A 19,939-nucleotide genomic window follows, 5' to 3' on the forward strand; every position below is an offset into this window, starting at 1 on the left:
AGCCGCTGATGGCGGCGCTGGGCGTCGATGCGACGGCGCGGGCGAGCTTCGGCGTCTATAATGGCCCGGCCGACATCGCGGCGCTCGCGGCGGGCGTCGAACGGGTAACGAGGATATTCGGATGAGTTACGAGGTGGAAGAGGTCGACGGCGTCGCCCCCCCGCCCAAGGCGCGGGTCGAGACCGCGCCGGAGTCGGTCGGCGAGACGTTCGAGCGCAAGCGCGATTACCTTCAGGGCTTTCTCACGCAGCCGCCGCGTGCGGATGCGCCGGAGGAGCCGGGCGGCGAGCTCTACGAAGGCGTTCTCGAGGCGCTGCGGGAGATCTACGATCCCGAAATCCCGGTGAACATCTACGAGCTCGGCCTGATCTACGGCGTCGAGGTGGGGGAGGGCGGCCATGTCGCGGTCACCATGACGCTCACGACGCCGCACTGCCCGGTCGCGGAGTCGATGCCCGCCGAGGTCGAGCTGCGCGTCGCCGCCGTGCCGGGGGTCGCCACCTGCGAGGTCAACCTGGTCTGGGACCCGCCCTGGGACCCGGCCAAGATGTCCGACGAGGCCCGGCTCGAACTGGGGATGCTATAGTTCCCCTCCCGCTTGCGGGAGGGGCTAGGGGAGGGCCTGTCCCCCTAGGCTTTAGGTTCGAGGAGACAGGCCTTCCCCCAACCCCTCCCGCAAGCGGGAGGGGGGAGACTACGCCATGGCAACCACGCTGCGCTCCCGTCCCGCCGCACTGCACCTCACGCCCGGTGCCGAGGCGCGGATCGCCGACCTGATGGCGCGCGCGTCCGCCGACGCGATCGGCGTCAAGCTTTCCACCCCGCGCCGCGGCTGCTCGGGGCTCGCCTATTCGGTCGACTATGTCACCGCCGCGAACCCGATGGACGAGCGCATCGACACGCCCGGCGGCACGCTGTTCGTCGACGGCGGCTCGATCCTCTACCTGATCGGCTCGACGATGGACTGGGTGGAGGACGATTTCACCGCCGGCTTCGTCTTCCAGAACCCCAATGCGACCGGCAGCTGCGGCTGCGGGGAGAGCTTCACGGTCTGATCGGGCCGGTGTAGCAGGTCCTCACCAGAGGAGTTGGACCTGCATGAAGCGTATCGCGTTGCTGCTGGCGCTGGGCGCCGCGACCGCCGGCCTGGCGCAGACGGGAGCATTGTCCGGGGTCGACCCGGCGGCGGTCGACCGGTCGGTGAAGCCCGGCGACGGCTTCGACCGCTACGCCAACGGCGCCTGGCGGGCCAAGGCGGAGATCCCGGCGGACCGCTCCCAGGTCGGCGTCGGCTATGACGTGTCGCTCGTCGCGGAACGGCGCAACGCCGCGATCATCCAGGGCCAGGCCGGCGCCGCGGCCGGCACCGATGCCCGGCGCATCGCGGACTATTACGCCGCCTATGCCGATACCGCCGGCATCGAGGCGCGCGGGCTCGCGCCGCTCCAGCCGCAGCTCGCCGCAATCGCCGCGATCGCGGACAAGCACGCGCTGGCGAGCGCGATCGGCGCCACGCTGCGCGCCGACACCGATCCGATCAACAATACCAATTTCGCGACCGAGAACCTGTTCGGCCTGTTCGTGACGCAGGATCTGAACCGGCCGACGGTGACGGTGCCCTATCTGATGCAGGGCGGCCTCGGCCTGCCGGACCGCGACTATTACCTCTCCGACAAGCCCGACATGGTCGAGCTGCGCGCCGCCTATGGCCGCTATGTCGCCCAGATCATGCAGCTGGCCGGCGTCCCCGACGCGAGCGCGCGCGCCGCGGCGGTGGTCGCGCTGGAGGACCGGATCGCCCGGGCGCAGTTCGGGATAGAGGAAAGCCAGGACGCGCACCGCGTGCAGTCGTGGCGCCGCGTCGAATTCGCCACCCGGGCGCCGGGGCTGGACTGGACCGCCTTCTGGGCGGCGGCGGGGTTGCCGAACCAGCAGGACTTCGCCGTCTGGCAGCCGGGCGCGATCACCGGCCTGTCGGCGCTGGTCGCCAGCGAGCCGCTGGCGGTATGGAAGGACTGGCTCGCCTTCCACCGCATCAACCAGCTCACCGCCGTGCTGCCGAAGGCGTATGACGACGCCCGCTTCGCCTTTTACGGCCGGACGCTGAACGGCACGCCCGCGCAGCTGCCCCGCGAGAAGCGCGGGATCGCCGCCGTCAACGGCGCGCTCGGCGACGCGGTCGGCCAGCTCTACGCCCGTCGCTATTTCCCGGCGCGCTCGCGCGCCGAGATCCAGGGCATGGTGAAGAACATCGTCGCCGCCTTCGATCATCGGCTGGCGGGCCTCGACTGGCTGGCGCCCGCGACCAGGGCGGAGGCGCGGCGCAAGCTGCAGGTGCTGATCGTCGGCGTCGGCTATGGCGACCGATCGCGGGACTATGCCGGCCTGGTGGTCAAGCCCGACGACGCGCTCGGCAATCTGCAGCGCGCGCGGCTGTTCGAGTACCACCACCAGATCGCCAAGATCGGCCGTCCGGTCGATCGCGGCGAATGGTGGATGACGCCGCAGACGGTGAACGCGGTCAACCTGCCGCTGCAGAACGCGCTGAACTTCCCCGCCGCGATCCTGGAGACGCCCTATTTCGACGCGCGCTTCGACGCGGCCGCCAATTACGGCGTGATCGGGCACGAGATCAGCCACAGCTTCGACAATCTGGGCGCGGACTTCGACTCGACCGGTTGGCTGCACAATTGGTGGACGCCCGCCGACCTCGCGCATTTCGAGGCGCAGGGTAAGGCGCTCGCCGATCAGTTCTCGGCCTATGAGGCGCTGCCCGGGCTGCACCTCAACGGCAGCCAGGAGCTGGGCGAGAACATCGCCGACGTGGCGGGGCTGACCGCCGCCTACGAGGCGTATCACACGTCGCTCGGCGGCAAGCCCGCGCCGGTGATCGACGGGCTGACCGGCGACCAGCGTTTCTTCCTCGCCTTCGCGCAGAGCTGGCGCACCAAGATGCGCGAGAAGGCGCTGCGCAGCCGCATCGCCACCGACGTCCATGCGCCCGCGATGTGGCGGGTCGAGACCGTGCGCAATCTCGACGCGTGGTATCCGGCGTTCGGCGTGGCGCCCGGCGAGCGGCTCTATCTGCCGCCGGCGCAGCGGGTGCACGTCTGGTGAGCGGCGCGGGGCTGTTCCGCCGCAAGATCATCACCGAACAGCCCGCCGAGCGGCGGCTGGCGCGCACGCTGTCCTGGCCGCATCTCGTCGCGCTCGGCGTGGGCGCGATCGTCGGCACCGGCATCCTGACGCTGATCGGCGTCGCGTCCGACCGCGCCGGGCCAGCGGTGCTGCTCAGCTTCGCGGTCGCGGGCGGGATCTGCGCCTGTGCCGCGCTCTGCTATGCCGAGATGGCGACCGCGATCCCGGCGTCGGGCAGCGCCTATACCTACAGCTATGCGGTGCTGGGCGAGATCGTCGCCTGGGTGGTCGGCTGGAGCCTGATCCTCGAATATTCACTGGTGGTGGCGACGGTGGCGGTCGGCTGGTCCGGCTATGCCGCGCGCTTCCTCGACTGGCTGGGGCTGAGCGTGCCGCACGCGCTTGCGGCGGGGCCGGGCGCGGGCGGCGTCGTCAACTTGCCGGCGGTGTTCATCATCGCGGTCGTCGCCGGCCTGCTGACGCTCGGCACGCGCGAGAGCGCCCGCATCAACACGGCCCTCGTGGCGCTCAAGATCGTCACGCTGGCGCTGTTCGTGGTCGTCGCGCTGCCGCACTTCCAGTCCGCCAACCTCCATCCGTTCGCGCCGTTCGGCTATGGGGCGGCGACCGGCCCGGACGGCGCCAAGCGCGGCATGATGGGGGCTGCCGCGATCATCTTCTTCGCCTTTTACGGCTTCGACGCGATCTCGACCGCTGCGGAGGAGACCAAGCGCCCCGAGCGGGACCTCGCGATCGGCATCGTCGGATCGATGGCGGCCTGCACCGTGATCTACATGGTGGTCGGCGCGGCAGCGGTGGGCGCGGTGAGCTACACGCGCTTCGGCAAGAGCGCCGAGCCGCTGGCGCTGATCCTGGCGGAGCTGGGGCGGGGCGGGGTGGCCACCGTCGTGGCGTTGGCCGCGGCGATCGCGCTGCCGACGGTGCTGCTCGCCTTCCTCTACGGGCAGAGCCGCATCTTCCTGGTAATGGCGCGCGACGGGTTCCTGCCGCCCGCGCTAGCCGCGGTCTCGCGGCGCGGCACGCCGGCGCGGATCACCTGGCTGACGGCGGTGTTCGTCGGCATCATCGCCGGCCTCGCGCCGCTCGACCTGATCGCGAGCCTCGCCAACGCCGGCACGCTGTGCGCCTTTGCGGCCGTCGCCTTGTGCGTGCTGGTGCTGCGGCGACGCGAGCCGGCGGCCCGGCGACCGTTCCGCGTCCCCGCCGCCTGGGTGGTCGCGCCGCTGGCGATCGGCGGCTGCCTGTATCTCTTCACCAGCCTGTCCGGGCTGACCCAGCGCTTCTTCTTCGCCTGGAACGCGCTCGGGTTGATCGTCTATTTCGCCTATGCCCGCCGGCGCGCGATTACGTGAAACAGGCTGACATATTTCTGCGACAAACCCGAGCTAACAGCAGTTCGTCGCCGCCTCCTCCCCCCCTGTGCGGCGACACCCCGAACTGCGGGGCGGCTCTTCGCGGAGCCGCCCCGATTTTTCAGGCGGCGAGCTTGCGCAGCACATAGTGCAGGATGCCGCCGTTCAGGAAATACTCCAGCTCGTTCACGGTATCGATGCGGCACCTGGTGCCGATCGTCTCGGTCGTGCCGTCGGCGCGGGTGAGCGTCACCTGCACGTCCTGCCGCGGACGCAGGCCTGCCACGTTCTCGATCGTGTAGGTTTCCGACCCATCCAGGTTCAGCGACTTGCGGTCCACCCCTTCCGCGAACTGAAGCGGCAGCACGCCCATGCCGACCAGGTTGGAGCGGTGGATGCGCTCGAAGCTCTCGGCGATCACGGCGCGGACGCCGAGCAGGTTGGTGCCCTTCGCCGCCCAGTCGCGACTGGAGCCGGTGCCGTATTCCTTGCCGGCGACGATCACCAGGGGCGTGCCGTCCGCCTTGTAGCGCATCGCGGCGTCGTAGATCGGCATGACTTCGCCGGAGGGGAGATAGCGAGTCATTCCCCCCTCGATACCAACGACCATCTCGTTGCGGATGCGGATGTTGGCGAAGGTGCCGCGCACCATGATCTCGTCGTTGCCGCGGCGCGCGCCATAGCTGTTGAAGTCGGCGCGGCCGACCTGGCGCTCCTGCAGATAAGTGCCGGCCGGGCTGTCCGCCTTGATCGAGCCGGCGGGCGAGATGTGGTCGGTCGTGATCGAGTCGCCCAGCACCGCCAGCGGCCGCGCGTCGCGGATGTCGCCGACCGGCGCCGGCGTCATCTCCATGCCGTCGAAATAGGGCGGGTTATGGATGTAGGTGGAGCCGGCCGGCCAGTGATAGGTGTCCGAGCCGAGCACCTCGATCGCGCGCCACTTGTCGTCGCCGGCATAGACGTCGCCGTAGCGGGCGCGGAACATGCCGTCGTCGATGTTCGCGGCCATCACCGCCGCGACCTCGGCATTGGAGGGCCAGATGTCCCGGAGATACACGTCCGCGCCGTCGGTGCCCTGGCCGATCGGGGTCTCGACCATGTCGGTGCAGACCGTGCCCTTCAACGCATAGGCGACCACCAGCGGCGGCGAGGCCAGGAAGTTGGCGCGAACGTCGGGCGAGACGCGCCCTTCGAAATTGCGGTTGCCCGACAGGACGCTGGCGGCGACCAGCCCGTTCTCGTTGATCGCGGCCGAAATCGGCTCGGCGAGCGGCCCGGAATTGCCGATGCAGGTGGTGCAGCCATAGCCGACCAGGTTGAAGCCGATCGCGTTCAGGTCCTCGGTCAGCCCGGCGCGGTCCAGATAGTCGGTCACGACCTGCGAACCCGGCGCGAGCGAGGTCTTGACCCAGGGCTTGGGCGTCAGGCCGCGCGCGCGCGCTTTCCGGGCGACGAGGCCCGCAGCGACGAGCACCGACGGGTTCGACGTGTTGGTGCAGCTGGTGATCGCGGCAATGACCACGTCGCCGTCGCCGATGTCGTGGTCGCGCCCCTCGACGGCCACGCGGGTGTGGCCGTCGCGCTCGTAGAGCTTGACGAGATCGCCGTTGAACACCTCGTCGACCTTGTTGAGCGACACCTTGTCCTGCGGCCGCTTCGGCCCGGCGAGGCTCGGCACCACCGTCGCCATGTCGAGCTCCAGCGTGTCGGTGAAGACGGGATCGGGCGTGTCGCCATGCCGCCACAGCCCCTGCGCCTTGGCATAGGCCTCCACCAGCGCGATCGTCTCGGCCGGGCGCGCGGTGAGGCGCAGATACTCCATCGTGCGCTCGTCGATCGGGAAGAAGCCGCAGGTCGCGCCGTATTCGGGCGCCATGTTGGCGATGGTGGCGCGATCGGCGAGCGTCATGTGCTCCAGCCCCGGCCCGTAGAACTCGACGAAGCGGCCGACCACGCCCTTGGCGCGCAGCATCTGCGTGACGGTCAGCACGAGATCGGTGGCGGTGATGCCTTCGTTCAGCTTGCCGGTCAGCCGGAAGCCGACCACCTCGGGAATCAGCATCGATACCGGCTGGCCGAGCATCGCCGCCTCCGCCTCGATCCCGCCGACGCCCCAGCCGAGCACGCCCAGGCCGTTGACCATCGTCGTGTGGCTGTCGGTGCCGACCAGCGTGTCGGGATAGGCGATCTCGCGGCCGTCCTCGGTCGTCGACGACCAGACCCCGCGGCCGATATATTCCAGGTTCACCTGATGGCAGATGCCGGTGCCCGGCGGCACGACTTGGAAGCTGTCGAGCGCCTTGGAGCCCCATTTCAGGAACTCGTAGCGCTCGCCGTTGCGGGCATATTCCAGCGCCATGTTGTCGTTGAGCGCCTGGGGCGTGCCGAACTCGTCGACCATGACCGAGTGGTCGATGACGAGGTGGACGGGGACCTGCGGATTGATCTTGGCCGCGTCGCCGCCCAGCTTGGTGATCGCATCGCGCATCGCGGCGAGATCGACGACGCAGGGCACGCCCGTGAAGTCCTGCATCAGCACGCGCGCGGGGCGATACTGGATCTCGCGATCGGAGCGGCGCTCCCGCTGCCAGTCGACGATCGCCTGGATGTCCGTCTCGGTGACGGTCTTGCCGTCCTCGAAGCGGAGCATGTTCTCCAGCAGCACCTTCATCGAGAAGGGCAGCCGGTCGATCGAGCCGAACCGCTCGGCAGCCTTGCCCAGGCTGAAATAGTCATACGATTTGCCGCCGGCCTCAAGGGTCTGGCGGGCGCCCAGCGTGTCCTGGCCGATGGCGGTCATGCGCGTCCTTCCTGCTCTGCCGCGAGGGCGGCGGGCCGGAAAGGCCGCGGGATGCGCGCTCGCGTGTCGTGAAAACCGGGATCGTGCCGGGCCTTAGCAGCGGGGTGTAGGAGGGGGAAGGGGTGGTGTTGGCGGATGGGGCGTTCGGGAGAAGGGCGTCTTTCTGGACGCGAGCGGAACGCCGGTCTTAGTCGCGCGAGGTCTCGGCGACGCGCCGTGCGGCGGCCAGCTCGAGGATGCGGCCGATGACGGTATCGTAGAGTTTGGGCGGGATGAAGCCGTAGGCGAAGCGATCCTTGCTCCCGGAATGGGCCGAATGTCATAGCCGGGCCAGGCGAACTGGTTCACTTCATCCAGTATGATCCAGGATCGACTGTCATCGAGGTCGAGCGCCTGCTTGACGCGGGGCGGCAGCCCGATCGCCTCCGCGTCCTTCGCTGGCCCATCTTTCCTTGGCGGCGTGTGCGTGATCGGCGCGACCGTCACGCGCGGGGCGCTGCCCTTGGGGCTTTGCACCGCCAGCACGATGACGCTTGGGCGGACCTTGCGGCCTTCCTCCTATCCTTTGCGATATTCGTGCCGCCACAGATAGGCATGGGGGATGACCAGGCCCGGTTCCGGGGTCGGAAGCGACAAAGGCTCAATCCATCAGCGCATTGAGATGATCGTGGCGCTGATCCATGCGTGAGGCCGCCAGCGCCTTCAACGTCGCGCCGTCCAGCTCCTCTACCGCCAGGGCGGTAGGAGCTGTCGCCTTGAGCCGCTGATATTCGTCATAGTCGCGGGCCGACACAAAATAGCCGGTGACCCGGTTGTGCGCCACCACGGCGACCGGTTCGCGCTGGGCTTCCTCGCGATAGCGACCGAAATTGCGGGCGAACTCCGTCGCAGCCACCTGTATCATCTTGCTCTCCTTGGCAATCAAGGAGGTGTTACACAAAACGCGCGTTTTTCGCAATACCACTTTGGCCCGATCCGTGGAGGTCCTCGGTGAAAATAGGCTTTACGAATTGTTCGCTAAAATGTTGACATCATATCGTGGAAGGAAGCAACACACCCGCGTCAATCAAAGTCGCAGAACCAAAAGTTTTTATAACAAAAGCATAGCCAAATGTTGTTAACTTTAGTGTTTCTCGCGCTACTGTCGCTTCATAGATTTCTATCATCCCATTTGAAACCATGTCACGGCCAACACCGTTTTCGATGATGTATTCTACACCATCGACTTCTAGTCGGCGCGGTAGAAGGCAGTTTGGTTCAAGTAGAATTTCGTTTGCAAGAGCAGTGGCAACGATTGCGCCCGCCTGTCTCGGCTTCATACCGATTGTGTCATCGTTCTTCCAAAGGCCGGCTGCGCGCGTGAAAGTAGCGACAGGTTTAATAGGCACTGATTTAACAGGGGTAAGTTTCTGAAACCATTGATTTATGACTTGGCGTTCTGGATCATCTGCTTCACCCCACAATGAATTGCGCCTTCGCTGGCGGCTTTCTTCAGAGGGGTTGGAGGTCCCTTCCCCGCCATCAGTTTGGTTGGTAAGCGGCCCCAGCTTTAGGTCATGTCTTCCGATTTCGGCGATTAGCGCTCGTTCGCGTGCCAATGCACTGGCTTCGTCAGCGTATGAACTATCGATCCGGTAACCTACGGACTGACCTTGACGATGAAGACTCCGAATGACGTTGAGCTTGTGCGTCAACGCCTTTGTCGTTCGAGCATCAGCTTCGTGCTGGAGGCAGCGAAACTTTACCCCTTTCCCGACGTAAAAGGGTTCCCCGCAGGGACGGCATAATACGTAGACATAAAAGGGATGGTGATCCCCTAGAGCGCTCCGAATGCCGATCCCATCCCACAGGTTTGCCATATCAATGTTCACGAAGCTTTCGATAATTCATGTCAGAAATCAACGATAGGCTTCTGATTTTCTTTCAATAGGCTCACATCAGCGTAAATCGCCTGAGAATTAGTAATCCTATCACCAATAGCATATAGAGTTAGCTTGCCGGTGCTAAAACACCATGTTGTTTCAGTATTATCAAGAGATGCGCCAGCGCGGTTCTGCCACTTGCTTTGCACTGTCTGGCAAGGTTTACCATATTTTGCTTCAAAGGCAGTTTGAAGACCTTCGTAGTTGGAGCGTGGTGCTGACACGTTCAAAGTCCGAAGGTAGCCACTAATAAATTGGTATGTAGAAACAGACCAACTACCAGCTAGTGGAGAGGACGTTATACATGTCCAATCAACTCCATTTTTAGAGCAGCCATTTAAGCCTGCTTCTCGGGGCTTTTCGATTATTTGATCGGCACGAATGCCTTTGAACTCAAAGGCGGGTAGCTGCGCGGACTGATCGGCTGAAAGCGCGGGCGTGGCGCTTACTAGCGAAACTGCAAAAATCCACTTTCTCAAAGACATTATATAGCCCCACTGTTTTATCCTGATTAGCACTGTTTCGGACTAAGCCCATCCCTAGGCAATAAGGCTGCTCCGCGATTTGAACATACTGATGCAAAACTCAAAGGTCTTGCATCGAGACAACGACCGCAGGCAACCGCGCTCGGCGCGATGCGATAATCCGATGCACAGTTTGAGCGCAATCTGGCGAGCCGTGACCGCTGACTCCGCGGCTCGGGTCGGCACCATGACCGGCCGGTTCTGACGCCGCCGGGCCCTCCACGCTTTTTTCCGCGTCTTGCGGGCGTCAAAACCGCGGTTCAGGCCGTATGCCATCGGCATCGGCAAGTCGCTTCGGCGACGGCGGAGTATGCGCGATAGCAGCCGCCATCGCCGCCGACACGCTGGCGTCTTTCGTCCTTCCAGAAATCGCTGTCCTACAGCGCGTGACCTGCTCTACCTGCCCTGCCCTCAGCGTGGGGGCGGCGGATACGGAGCGGGCGTTCCTGCTCGCGTTGCGGCTGACGGGGGAGGTGCAGCGGGCGGCGGCGGCGATCGGGCGGAGCCCGAGCGTGTGCTACCAGCGCCGGGACCGGCGGCCGGACTTCGCGGCGGCCTGGGCCGGGACGGTCGCCGACACGGAGCGCGAGCGGGTGGAAGCGGCGCAGGCGGCGACCGGCGCGACCGGCGAGCCGCCCGCGCCAGCGATGCTGCGGACGCGGCGCGACGGCTGGACCCAGCAGCGCCAGCGCGCCTTTTGCCAGGCGCTCGCGGACACCGGCACCGTCGCCGCCGCCGCCGCGCGCGTCGGCCTTTCGCGCGAATCGGCGCTGCGCCTGCGGCGGCGCTCCCCCGCGTTCCGCGCCGCCTGCCAGCAGGCCCTGGTCGAAGGCGGCCCGTCGCTCCACGAAGCGGTGCGCGCCCGGGCGATCGAGGGCTGGGACGAGCCGGTGTTCAACGGCGGCGTGGTCGTCGGCCACCGCCGGCGCTTTTCGGACGCGCTGGTGCGGCTGGCGCGGGAGCACGAGCGCGCCACCGCCGCCGCCACCTGGGGCAGGGGCGCGCGACCCGCGGCGGCGACGCCCGAGCAGACCGACGCATCCATCCTGCGCACGCTGGCGAGCATGGCCCGGTAGCGCAAACGCCAGGCGCGCGCCGCGCAGCTTGCTTGGTGCGAGCAGCTGGAGCGCGACGGCAAGGCGCCCTGACCGAGGCGCCGCGCAGCTGCGCGCGGCCCGGTTCACGCCCGGAATGGGCCCGTGGGCCGCGGGCCGGCGCGCTGCGCTGCCCGGTTTTCAACGGTTCGCCGTGCCGGCCGCCCGGCCCGGCCCGCCGCCCGGCGCGTGCTATTGCCTTGTTAACCGCGATTCCGGCACTTCCCGGACCATCGGGACGCGGCGGTGTCGCGGACCGAAAGGGATCGCCAGGCCGCCGCGATGCGAGCGGTCGACGGATGGGGGTTTGGTGCCGATGACGAAATTCGCCTGGGGTTTCGCGAGCCTGCTCGGTCTGGCGGGTGCGGCCCATGCCGCCGATCCCGCCGCCACGGCGACGAGCGCGGTGACGCCGGCGGCGGCCGCGGTGGTCGAGACCCGGGCGGCGGAGGCCGCGGCCGATAGTCAGACGCGCGCGTTGTTCCAGACCTGGAAGCGGCTGGATACGCCGGGGATCGCCGGCATCGCCATCCCCTCGTCGCAGCCGGTAGACCGGATGAACTTCACCAGCAATTTCGGCATCCGCTCCGATCCCTTCACCGGCGCCGCGCGGATGCACGCGGGCGTCGACATCCCCAATCCCACCGGCACGCCGATCTACGCCACCGCCGACGGGACGATCATCCATGCCGAGCGGCTGGGCGGCTATGGCAACATGGTCGAGATCGATCATGGCAAGGGCATCGCCACGCGCTACGGCCATATGTCGAAGCTGCTGGTCGTGCCGGGCGCGCACGTGACGCGCGGGCAGCTGATCGGCCTGGTCGGCTCGACCGGGCGCTCGACCGGCCCGCACCTGCATTACGAGGTGCGGATCGACGGCCACGCGGTGAACCCGGTGCCGTTCCTGACCACCGGCGATTACCTGCTCGCCGCCAAGGACGACGCGGTCCACGCGATCCCGGTCGCCACCGACGGCCCCGCGCCGCAGGATTGAGGCGCAGCCGGCACGCCCGCAGCGGCGCTGCGCGCGGCACCGGCCGGCCCGGCCGGCGGATCGGGTAGCGAGCCCGTCCGACGTCAGGGCGCGGCTTTGCCGCGACGCTTGCGAGGCGCTGTGGCCCCGCCTATCTACGACGCATGGCGACGCTTGCTCCCGACATCGCGCTGACGCCCTCCGCTGCGGCGCGCGTGGCGGCGATCGCCGCGCGACAGGGCAAGCCCGCGATGCTGCGGCTCTCGGTCGACGGCGGCGGCTGTTCGGGCTTCCAGTATAAGTTCGGCTTGGCCGACACTGCCGACACCGACGATACGATCGCGGAGACGGACGGCGTGCGGCTGCTGGTCGACGCGATGAGCCTGGAGCTGGTGCGCGGCGCGTCGGTGGATTTCGTGGAGTCGCTGGGCGGCGCGGCGTTCAAGGTCGAGAACCCGCAGGCCGCGTCCGGATGCGGCTGCGGCGCCAGCTTCTCGGTCTGAGGGCTTCCGCCGGCGCGGCGCGGCTGTAAACAGGCGCGCGTGAAGCTGGTCACCTACAACGTCAACGGCATCAAGGCGCGGCTGCCGCGGCTGCTGGAGTATCTCGCCGAGCAGCAGCCGGACATCGTCTGCCTCCAGGAACTGAAGTGCGAGGACGCCAACTTTCCCGCCGCCGAGATCGAGGCCGCGGGCTACGGCGCGGTCTGGCACGGGCAGAAGGGCTTCAACGGCGTCGCGGTGCTGGCAAAGGGCGCCGCGCCCGTCGAGCGCACGCGGGGGCTGGCGGGCGAGCCGGAGGACGCGCACAGCCGCTATCTGGAATGCGAGGTCGGCGGCTTGGTCGTCGCCTCCCTCTATTTGCCCAACGGCAATCCGCAGCCCGGCCCCAAGTTCGACTACAAGCTGCGCTGGATGGAACGGCTGGCGGACCGCGCGCGGGCGCTGCTCGCCGAGGAACGGCCGGCGGTGCTGGCGGGCGACTTCAACGTCATCGCGCACGACGACGACAGCTTCTCCGTGCGCGCGATGGCCGACGACGCGCTGATGCAGCCGGCGAGCCGGCAGGCCTATCGCCGTCTCTTGGCGCAGGGCTGGACGGACGCTTTGCGCACGCGCGCGCCGAGCGGGGGGGTGTGGACGTTCTGGGATTATCAGGCCGGCGCGTGGCAGCGCGACGCAGGGTTCCGCATCGACCACCTGCTGCTCAGCCCGCAGGCGGCGGACCGGCTGGCGGACGCCGGCGTCGACAAGGCCTATCGCGGCCGCGAAAAGGCCAGCGATCACGCGCCCACCTGGGTGACGTTGCGGTGATGGCCCGACGGGTAAGGAGTGGCATGAAGACGATCCTGACCGTGGCGCTGCTCGGCGTCGCCGCCCCCGCGCTCGCCCAGGCCGACGACGGGCCGCGCTTCTGCCCCAACCGGCCCAGCCTGGGCGAGTCCGGCTGCACCACCGAGCCCGGCCATGTCCAGTTCGAGGTCTCCGCCGTCGACTGGACCAAGGACGAGACCGCCGACAGCCGCGAGGACACCGTGCTGGTCGGCGATTTCCAGGCGCGCTTCGGCCTGACGCGATCCGCCGAGCTGCAGGTCGCCTGGACGCCCTACGGCCATGATCGCGTGCGCGACAAGGCGACGGGGCTCATCAGCAGCGCCGGCCGCGTCGGCGACGTGCAGATCGGGCTGCGCCAGAACCTGCGCCATCCGGACGGCAAGGGGCTGTCCTTCGCGATCGAGCCCTCGGTGACGCTGCCGGTCGGCCGCCAGCCGATCGGGGCGGGGACCTGGGGCGCGGGGCTGGTGGTGCCGGTCACCTATGACCTGACCGACGCGCTCAACCTGCAGCTCACCAACGACGTCGAGGCGGCGCCGGACGAGGACGGCGCGGGGCGCCATCTCCTCGTCAACGAGGTGCTCGGCCTGGGGCTCGACGTGTCGGACAAGGTGACGCTCAACGCCGAGGTTCAGGTGACCCGGGACGCCGACCCGGCCGGGCACGAGACGCGCGCGGTCGCCGCGGGATCGGTGGCGTGGCAGCCGTTCAAGCGGTTCCAGCTCGACGCGCTCGTCGGCGTCGGCCTGAACTGCGACACGCCCGACCTCGAGCTCCTCACCGGCGGCGCGATCGAGTTCTGAGCGGGCGGGGTCGGCGGGTTGCCGCCCCCGATCCGGTCCGCCACAAGGGCCGGCCCAAGGAGAGTTGCCCCAATGCCCCCCAGTCCGGTCGAGTTCGCCAGCCTGCTCTGCTCGCGCCTGTGCCACGACCTGCTCTCCCCCGTCGGCGCGCTCAACAACGGGCTGGAGCTGCTCGCCGACGAGACCGACCCGGCGATGCGCCAGCGCTGCATGGACCTGCTCGCCGAAAGCGCGCGGACGTCGGCGAACAAGCTGAAGTTCTTCCGTCTCGCGTTCGGGGCGGCGGGCGGCTTCGGCGAACAGATCGATGCGCGCGAGGCGCAGGCCGCGATCGAGGGACTGCTCGCCGATCACAAGCGGATCGCGCTGCACTGGCTGGTCGACGCGGCGCAGCTGCCCAAGCCCGCCGCCAAGGCGCTGCTCAACCTGGCGGTGATCGCGGCCGATGCGCTGGTCCGCGGCGGCGACCTGACCGTCGGCGCGGAGGAGGAAGGCGGCCAGGTGGAGATCGTGATCCGCGCGGAAGGGCCGCGCCTGGTCCTCGACCCCGATATCCGCCGCACCCTGACCGACGGCGATGGCGAGGGCGACGACGGCGTGACGACGCGCACCGCGGCCGCGTGGCTGATCTACAGCCTGGCGGGCGCGGTGCAGGTGTCGGAGCCGGCGGCGAATGTGGTCGTGTTCGGGGCGGCGTTGCGGGGATAGCCGATCCCGCCAGCGAACGAACCGCAGCTCGCCGCGGCGCTCCGCATCGCCGGACGGCGTGGAGCGCCGCGGGCCGGCCGGGCGCGTCCCGCATCCCGCATCGCTGGCCGCGGGCGCGCCAAAGCCTAAACGGCATCTTTACCGCCCACGCCCTACTCCGCTCGCAATGGACGACCTGTTGCAGGAATTCATCGCCGAGACGCGCGAGACGCTGGAGGCGCTCGCCGGCGAGATCGTCGCGTGGGAGGCCGATCCGGCCGACCGCAACCGGCTCGATGCGATCTTCCGCTTCGTCCACACCGTGAAGGGCAGCTGCGGCTTCCTCGATCTGCCGCGCCTCGCCCGGTTGAGCCATGCCGCCGAGGACGTGCTCGCGGCCGTGCGCGACGGCACCCGGGCGCCCGACACGCGGCTGGTCAACGCCGTGCTGGCGGTGGTGGACCGCATCGGCGAGCTGGTGGAAGCGATCGATTCCGGCATCAGCCTGGACGACAGCAGCGACGACCTGCTGATCGCCGCGTTGGGCGAAGACGCGCACCCGGCCCTCGCCGCCGCGCCTCCGCCGACGGCGCCCGGCGCCGCGCGCGCGGCGTCGCGCAGCGTCCGGCTCCATGTCGACCTGCTCGACCGGATGATGGGCGGCATGTCCGACATGGTGCTCGCGCGCAACGAACTCGCCCGCGCGCTGCGTGCCCACGCTCCGGACCCGCGCGTCGAAGCCGCGCTGGAGCGGCTGTCGGGCACGGTCGCCGACATGCGCGATTCGGTCACGCGCACCCGCATGCAGAAGGTGGAGGCGCTGTTCTCCGCCGTGCCGCGCATGGTGCGCGACACCGCCGCCGAGCTGGGCAAGCAGGTGGCACTGATCGTGGAGGGCACGGACGTCGAGCTCGATCGCGAGATGATCGAGCTGATGCGCGATCCCCTGGTCCACATCATCCGCAACGCGATCGACCACGGCCTGGAGACACCGGACGAGCGCCGCGCCGCGGGCAAGCGCGAGACGGGTCGGTTGACGATCTGCGCGCGGCAGTCCGGCAACCGCATCCTGATCGAGGTTGAGGACGACGGCCGCGGGATCGACGTCGCGCGCCTTGCCGCCAAGGCGCTCGCCAAGGGCCTGCACGGCCACGCGGCCCTGACCGCCATGACGGAGGCGCAGCGCCTCGCTCTGGTGTTCGAGCCCGGCCTGTCGAGCCGCGACGAGGTGAGTGCCATCTCCGGGCGCGGGGTCGGCATGGACGTCGTCCGGGCGAATATCGAGCAGATCGGCGGCCGCATCGACCTGTGCAACAAGCCGGGCGAGGGGCTGGCGCTCACGATCCACGTGCCGCTGACGCTGTCGATCCTGCCGACGATCGTGGTCGGCGTCGGCGCGCACCGCTTCGCGCTGCCGCGGCAGGCGGTGGAGGAGATCGTCAGCGTCGCCGCGGACGGCGTGCGGCTCGACCAGATCGGTGATGCGCCGGTCGCCAGCGTGCGCGGCCGTCGGCTGGCGCTGGTCGCGCTCGGCGAAGTGCTGGGCGTGGCGGGCGGTGCGGCGGCCGGACGCGGTGGCGTGCTGGCCATCGTGGCGACCCGCGACGGGAACTATGCGCTGGCGGTGGATACGGTGATCGACACCGAGGAGGTGGTGGTAAAGCCCGCCGCGCCCGCGGTGATGGCGACCGGCTGTTACGCCGGCCAGACGCTGCCGGACAGCGGCCTGCCGATGCTGCTGCTGGACGGGGCGGGCATCGCCGCGGTCGCCGGGCTGGCGCTGACGCGCGCGACGGACGACGGCGAGGAGGAGGCGGCGGCGGCGGCCCCCGGCGTCCCCGCGCTGTTGTTCGAGGATCTGGACGGCGAGCGCCGGCTGGTGGCGCTCGCCGCGGTCGATCGCGTGGAGACGGTGTTCCCCGGCGCGGTGCGGCGCACCGCGGGCCGGCTCCACCTCACGCTCGGCGATCAGCTCATGCCGCTGCACCTCACCGGCCCGATCGGCGAGCGCGCCACGCTCGCGGTGCTGCGGCTGAGCGACGGCGCGACGGAGCTCGCCTATGCCGTGGCCGAACCGATCGAGATCGTGACGCTGCCTTCCGAACTGGCGCCCGGTGACGGCGGCGCGGTCGCGGGCGTCGTGCTGCTCGGGGGCGAACAGGTCGAGGTGGTCGACGTGCATGCATTGTTCGCCGGTGGTGGCCGGACGCTCGTCGAGCGGCCGCTCTGCCTGCTGGCCGACGACGGCTCGGGCTGGATGGCGGCGTTCCTGCGGCCGGTGCTGGAGGGTGCGGGCTATCGCTGCGCCGATCGGCTCGCACCGGGGGAGACCGCGGCCGTGACGCTGGCGATGGCCGACGCCGCGACCGACGATCCGGCCGCGCTGCGCCTCAGCCGCGAGGTGGGCCAGGGCCTTTATCGATACGACCGCGCGGGGCTGCTCGCCGCGGTCGCCGGCCGGATCGCGGGGGAGCGCCGCTGATGGAGCTGTTCCTGATCGCCCATGTCGCCGGCCGCCCGGTCGCGATCGAGAGCGCGCAGGTCGATTCGGTCGTCGATCTGGGCGACACCGTGGCCGTGCCGCGGGCCGAGCGGACGGTGCGCGGGCTCGCCGCGCTCAGGAGCCGCGTCGTGACGGTGATCGACACGGGCCTGGCGCTGGGGCTCGCGCCGATGCCGGCGGACGCCCGTCGTGCGGTGATCACGCGGGTGGAGGGACATGCCTATGCGGTGCTCGTCGACGCGCTGGAGGATGTCGCCTCGTTCGATCGGCTGCCGCTGTCGCCGGGCCTGGCGCTACGGGGCGGCTGGGCGCGCGCGGGCGAAGCGATGGTCGAGCGCGACGGCGAGCCGGTGCTGATCCTGGACCTGGTGCGAATCATTCCCGGGCTGGCATCGCTCGCCGCCTGAGCCGGCCCGCGCTTAACGTGGTGCTTACGGATTGGCGGTCATAGGCTTCATGGTCCATCTCTCGCCAAGGCACTGCTGACATGAAGACCTGTCTCGTCGTCGACGACTCCAAGGTGATCCGCAAGGTCGCGCGACACATCCTGGAGACGCTGGACTTCACCGTCAGCGAGGCGTGCGACGGCCGCGAGGCGCTGGATGCGTGCCGGGCGGCCGCGCCCGACGTCGTGCTGCTCGACTGGAACATGCCGGTGATGAGCGGCATGGAGTTCCTGCGCGCGCTGCGCGACTCCGACGTCGCCGGGCGCCCCAAGGTGGTGTTCTGCACGACCGAGAACGGCATGGGCCACATCCGCGCGGCGATCGAAGCGGGCGCGGACGAATATGTGATGAAGCCGTTCGACCGCGACACGCTGCAGTCGAAGCTTCGGATCGTTGGCGTCGCCTGAGTCGTTCCCGGACCGTGCTGCCCGCCGTCGCCCGCTCCGCGCCGCAGCCGCGCACCGCCGCGCGCGTGCTGATCGTGGACGATTCGGCGGTCGTGCGCGCGGTGATCGGCCGGGTGATCGACGCCAGCGCCGACTTCGCGGTCACCGGCGTCGCCACGCACGTGGCCGACGCGCTCCGCTTCCTGGCGCGCGAGACGGTCGACATCATCCTGCTCGACATCCACTTGCCCGGCGTGGACGGAATCAGCGCGCTGCCGGACCTGATCGCGGCGGGCGGCAGGGCCAAGGTGCTGATCGTCTCTTCGGCGGCCGCCGAGGGCGCCGCGACGACGGTGCAGGCGCTCGCCTTCGGCGCCGCCGACACGCTGGAGAAGCCGATCCCCGGGCGCCTTTCGGCCGCGTTCGGCGCGACGCTGCTCGCCAAGCTCGCACGGCTGACCCAGCCCGCGCCCTTGCCCGCCCCGGCCTCGGCGCCCGCGCCTCGTCCCGTGGCGCCCTTGCGGCCGGCGCGCGACGCCTACGACGTGGTCGCGATCGGGGCGTCGACCGGCGGCATCCATGCCCTGGCCCAGCTGCTGCGCGAGCTGCCCGCCGCCTTCACGCTGCCGATCCTGGTGACGCAGCATTTGCCGGCGACCTTCATGCCCTATTACGCCGCGCAGCTGGCATTGCTGGCCGACCGCCCGTGCGACGTCGCGACCGATCACCTGCGCATCCGCCCCGGCCGCCTGATCGTGGCGCCCGGCGACGCGCATATGCGCTGTGTGCCGATCGGCGAAGGAGGCGCCGCCATCAGGCTGTCGCGCGAGAAGGTCCCGAGCGGCTGCATGCCATCGGTCGACCCGATGTTCGCGTCCGTCGGCGCCACCTTCGGCCATCGGGCGATCGGCGTCGTGCTGTCCGGCATGGGGCGCGACGGCGAGGAGGGCGCCCGGACGCTCCGCCACGCGGGTGCCGCCGTGGTGGTGCAGGACGAGGCCAGCTCGGTCGTCTGGGGGATGCCCGGGGCGGTGGTGCAGGCGGGGCTGGCCGATGCGATGCTGCCGCCGCCCGCGATCGGTCGCCTGCTGGCGGAGCGCCGCCGGCCATGACCTATACGGCGTCTCCGACCACGCTCGCCATGCTGACCGCGCTGCTGGAGGCGCGCACCGGCCAGCAGCTCGCCGCCAACCGCGCCTGGCGGCTCGACATCGCCTTGAAGCCGATCCTGCGCGATCATGACCTCGCCTCGCTCGATGCGCTGGTCGAGACGATGATGGTGGGCGATGTGCCGCTGCTCGCCGACCGCATCGTCGACGCGCTGGTCAACAGCGAGTCCAGTTTCTTCCGCGATGCGCCCGTCTTCGACCTGATCCTCGAGGCGTGCGCCGCCGTCGAGGCGGCGGGGCGCCGCCCGCGCCTGTGGAGCGCGGGCTGCGCGACCGGACAGGAGCCGCTGTCGCTCGCCATGCTGTTCGCCGAGCGCTCCGCGCCGGGCGCGCTGATGCCCGAGATCGTCGCGACCGATGTCTCCGAGACGGCGCTCGCGCGTGCGCGGGAGGGGCGTTACACTCAGTTCGAGGTGCAGCGCGGGCTGCCGATCGGGCGGCTGATGCGGTGGTTCGACGGCCGTGACGACGAGTGGACGGCCAGCCCCGAGCTGACCCGCGCGGTCCAGTTCCGCCGCTGCAACCTGGTCGCCGATCATGTGCCACCGGGACGGTTCGATCTGGTGCTGTGCCGCAACGTGCTGTTGTATTTCGCGCCGGCGGCGAAGGCGGAGGTGTTCGCCCGGCTTGCCACCGCGCTGCGGCCCGGTGGCCTCCTGGTGCTCGGCGCCGGCGAGACCGTGATCGGGCAGACGCAGCTGTTCGCGCCCTCGCGGCGGTTTCGCGGGCTGTACGAGAAGGTGGCCGAGCCGGCGCGGCGCGCTGCCTGACGGTTTACATTGCG

The 19,939-nt window shown here is 69.4% G+C and carries 19 protein-coding genes and 1 pseudogene; 16 read left to right on the forward strand and 4 right to left on the reverse strand.

From position 1 onward, the window contains the following. The 5 genes and pseudogenes from ACFE64_RS05520 to ACFE64_RS05540 all read left to right on the forward strand — a co-directional run. Positions 1–125 (forward strand): annotated as a pseudogene (locus tag ACFE64_RS05520) (cysteine desulfurase); the annotation flags it as partial. Then, positions 122–586 carry an SUF system Fe-S cluster assembly protein gene (locus tag ACFE64_RS05525; protein ID WP_375391460.1) on the forward strand — a complete coding sequence of 155 codons (465 nt, stop codon included), beginning with the start codon at positions 122–124 and terminating at the stop codon, positions 584–586. The pseudogene ACFE64_RS05520 and the gene ACFE64_RS05525, both read left to right, overlap by 4 nt. Before the next feature lie 115 nt (positions 587–701). After that, complete coding sequence (locus ACFE64_RS05530) at positions 702–1,055, forward strand: HesB/IscA family protein (RefSeq protein WP_375391461.1); 354 nt, start codon at positions 702–704, stop codon at positions 1,053–1,055. Between the two features lie 43 nt (positions 1,056–1,098). After that, positions 1,099–3,117, forward strand: coding sequence for a M13 family metallopeptidase (locus ACFE64_RS05535; RefSeq protein ID WP_375391462.1), 2,019 nt, complete (start codon positions 1,099–1,101; stop codon positions 3,115–3,117). Continuing rightward, the gene (locus ACFE64_RS05540) at positions 3,114–4,511 is read left to right on the forward strand and encodes an amino acid permease (protein WP_375391463.1); all 1,398 of its coding nucleotides are present in this window, start codon (positions 3,114–3,116) and stop codon (positions 4,509–4,511) included. Before ACFE64_RS05535 ends, ACFE64_RS05540 begins: the two co-directional genes overlap by 4 nt. Positions 4,512–4,632: 121 nt before the next feature. Here ACFE64_RS05540 and acnA read toward each other — a convergent pair whose 3' ends face one another. From acnA to ACFE64_RS05560, 4 genes are all read right to left on the reverse strand, one after another. Continuing rightward, positions 4,633–7,311, reverse strand: a complete 2,679-nt coding sequence (acnA, locus tag ACFE64_RS05545; protein WP_375391464.1) for an aconitate hydratase AcnA — start codon at positions 7,309–7,311, stop codon at positions 4,633–4,635. Between the two features lie 640 nt (positions 7,312–7,951). Beyond that, positions 7,952–8,215 (reverse strand): hypothetical protein, encoded by a 264-nt coding sequence (locus ACFE64_RS05550; RefSeq protein WP_375391465.1) that lies wholly within the window; start codon positions 8,213–8,215, stop codon positions 7,952–7,954. Between the two features lie 127 nt (positions 8,216–8,342). After that, positions 8,343–9,170 carry a GIY-YIG nuclease family protein gene (locus tag ACFE64_RS05555; RefSeq protein WP_375391510.1) on the reverse strand — a complete coding sequence of 276 codons (828 nt, stop codon included), beginning with the start codon at positions 9,168–9,170 and terminating at the stop codon, positions 8,343–8,345. Positions 9,171–9,202: 32 nt separating this feature from the next. Continuing rightward, complete coding sequence (locus ACFE64_RS05560) at positions 9,203–9,712, reverse strand: hypothetical protein (RefSeq protein ID WP_375391466.1); 510 nt, start codon at positions 9,710–9,712, stop codon at positions 9,203–9,205. Between the two features lie 461 nt (positions 9,713–10,173). On the opposite strand from ACFE64_RS05560, the gene ACFE64_RS05565 reads away from it, so the two are divergent. From ACFE64_RS05565 to ACFE64_RS05615, 11 genes are all read left to right on the forward strand, one after another. After that, positions 10,174–10,833 (forward strand): hypothetical protein, encoded by a 660-nt coding sequence (locus tag ACFE64_RS05565; protein WP_375391467.1) that lies wholly within the window; start codon positions 10,174–10,176, stop codon positions 10,831–10,833. A 334-nt stretch (positions 10,834–11,167) separates the two neighbouring features. Next, positions 11,168–11,848: a M23 family metallopeptidase gene (locus ACFE64_RS05570; protein ID WP_375391511.1), complete on the forward strand. Its 681-nt coding sequence runs from the start codon at positions 11,168–11,170 to the stop codon at positions 11,846–11,848. Positions 11,849–11,991: 143 nt separating this feature from the next. Further along, a complete protein-coding gene (gene erpA, locus ACFE64_RS05575) occupies positions 11,992–12,330 on the forward strand; it encodes an iron-sulfur cluster insertion protein ErpA (protein ID WP_375391468.1) in 339 nt (112 codons plus the stop codon). 39 nt (positions 12,331–12,369) lie between these two features. Further along, on the forward strand, positions 12,370–13,140 hold the full coding sequence (gene xth, locus ACFE64_RS05580) for an exodeoxyribonuclease III (protein WP_375391469.1): 771 nt from the start codon (positions 12,370–12,372) through the stop codon (positions 13,138–13,140). 23 nt (positions 13,141–13,163) lie between these two features. Further along, positions 13,164–13,964 carry a transporter gene (locus ACFE64_RS05585; RefSeq protein WP_375391470.1) on the forward strand — a complete coding sequence of 267 codons (801 nt, stop codon included), beginning with the start codon at positions 13,164–13,166 and terminating at the stop codon, positions 13,962–13,964. Positions 13,965–14,036: 72 nt separating this feature from the next. Beyond that, complete coding sequence (locus ACFE64_RS05590; RefSeq protein WP_375391471.1) at positions 14,037–14,672, forward strand: histidine phosphotransferase family protein; 636 nt, start codon at positions 14,037–14,039, stop codon at positions 14,670–14,672. Between the two features lie 166 nt (positions 14,673–14,838). Continuing rightward, positions 14,839–17,133, forward strand: a complete 2,295-nt coding sequence (locus ACFE64_RS05595; RefSeq protein WP_375391472.1) for a chemotaxis protein CheA — start codon at positions 14,839–14,841, stop codon at positions 17,131–17,133. Further along, on the forward strand, positions 17,133–17,561 hold the full coding sequence (locus ACFE64_RS05600; RefSeq protein ID WP_375391473.1) for a chemotaxis protein CheW: 429 nt from the start codon (positions 17,133–17,135) through the stop codon (positions 17,559–17,561). Before ACFE64_RS05595 ends, ACFE64_RS05600 begins: the two co-directional genes overlap by 1 nt. An 80-nt stretch (positions 17,562–17,641) precedes the next feature. Next, positions 17,642–18,007 carry a response regulator gene (locus tag ACFE64_RS05605; protein WP_375391474.1) on the forward strand — a complete coding sequence of 122 codons (366 nt, stop codon included), beginning with the start codon at positions 17,642–17,644 and terminating at the stop codon, positions 18,005–18,007. Between the two features lie 14 nt (positions 18,008–18,021). Continuing rightward, the gene (locus ACFE64_RS05610) at positions 18,022–19,098 is read left to right on the forward strand and encodes a chemotaxis protein CheB (protein WP_375391475.1); all 1,077 of its coding nucleotides are present in this window, start codon (positions 18,022–18,024) and stop codon (positions 19,096–19,098) included. Then, positions 19,095–19,925, forward strand: coding sequence for a CheR family methyltransferase (locus ACFE64_RS05615; RefSeq protein WP_375391476.1), 831 nt, complete (start codon positions 19,095–19,097; stop codon positions 19,923–19,925). The genes ACFE64_RS05610 and ACFE64_RS05615 overlap by 4 nt, the downstream gene beginning before the upstream one ends. The last annotated feature ends 14 nt before the right edge of the window (positions 19,926–19,939 follow it).

The organism is uncultured Sphingomonas sp. (assembly GCF_964250165.1).
GTDB lineage: Bacteria > Pseudomonadota > Alphaproteobacteria > Sphingomonadales > Sphingomonadaceae > Sphingomonas.

Excerpts from the sequence above, each read along its gene's own strand:
- ACFE64_RS05530 (WP_375391461.1), top strand. The coding sequence starts at position 702 with ATGGCAACCACGCTGCGCTCCCGTCCCGCCGCACTGCACCTCACGCCC.
- ACFE64_RS05570 (WP_375391511.1), top strand. The coding sequence starts at position 11,168 with ATGACGAAATTCGCCTGGGGTTTCGCGAGCCTGCTCGGTCTGGCGGGT.
- ACFE64_RS05585 (WP_375391470.1), top strand. The coding sequence starts at position 13,164 with ATGAAGACGATCCTGACCGTGGCGCTGCTCGGCGTCGCCGCCCCCGCG.
- ACFE64_RS05590 (WP_375391471.1), top strand. The coding sequence starts at position 14,037 with ATGCCCCCCAGTCCGGTCGAGTTCGCCAGCCTGCTCTGCTCGCGCCTG.
- ACFE64_RS05600 (WP_375391473.1), top strand. The coding sequence starts at position 17,133 with ATGGAGCTGTTCCTGATCGCCCATGTCGCCGGCCGCCCGGTCGCGATC.
- ACFE64_RS05615 (WP_375391476.1), top strand. The coding sequence starts at position 19,095 with ATGACCTATACGGCGTCTCCGACCACGCTCGCCATGCTGACCGCGCTG.
- ACFE64_RS05595 (WP_375391472.1), top strand. The coding sequence starts at position 14,839 with ATGGACGACCTGTTGCAGGAATTCATCGCCGAGACGCGCGAGACGCTG.
- acnA (WP_375391464.1), bottom strand. The coding sequence starts at position 7,311 with ATGACCGCCATCGGCCAGGACACGCTGGGCGCCCGCCAGACCCTTGAG.
- ACFE64_RS05535 (WP_375391462.1), top strand. The coding sequence starts at position 1,099 with ATGAAGCGTATCGCGTTGCTGCTGGCGCTGGGCGCCGCGACCGCCGGC.
- ACFE64_RS05605 (WP_375391474.1), top strand. The coding sequence starts at position 17,642 with ATGAAGACCTGTCTCGTCGTCGACGACTCCAAGGTGATCCGCAAGGTC.
- ACFE64_RS05550 (WP_375391465.1), bottom strand. The coding sequence starts at position 8,215 with ATGATACAGGTGGCTGCGACGGAGTTCGCCCGCAATTTCGGTCGCTAT.
- ACFE64_RS05525 (WP_375391460.1), top strand. The coding sequence starts at position 122 with ATGAGTTACGAGGTGGAAGAGGTCGACGGCGTCGCCCCCCCGCCCAAG.
- erpA (WP_375391468.1), top strand. The coding sequence starts at position 11,992 with ATGGCGACGCTTGCTCCCGACATCGCGCTGACGCCCTCCGCTGCGGCG.
- ACFE64_RS05555 (WP_375391510.1), bottom strand. The coding sequence starts at position 9,170 with ATGGCAAACCTGTGGGATGGGATCGGCATTCGGAGCGCTCTAGGGGAT.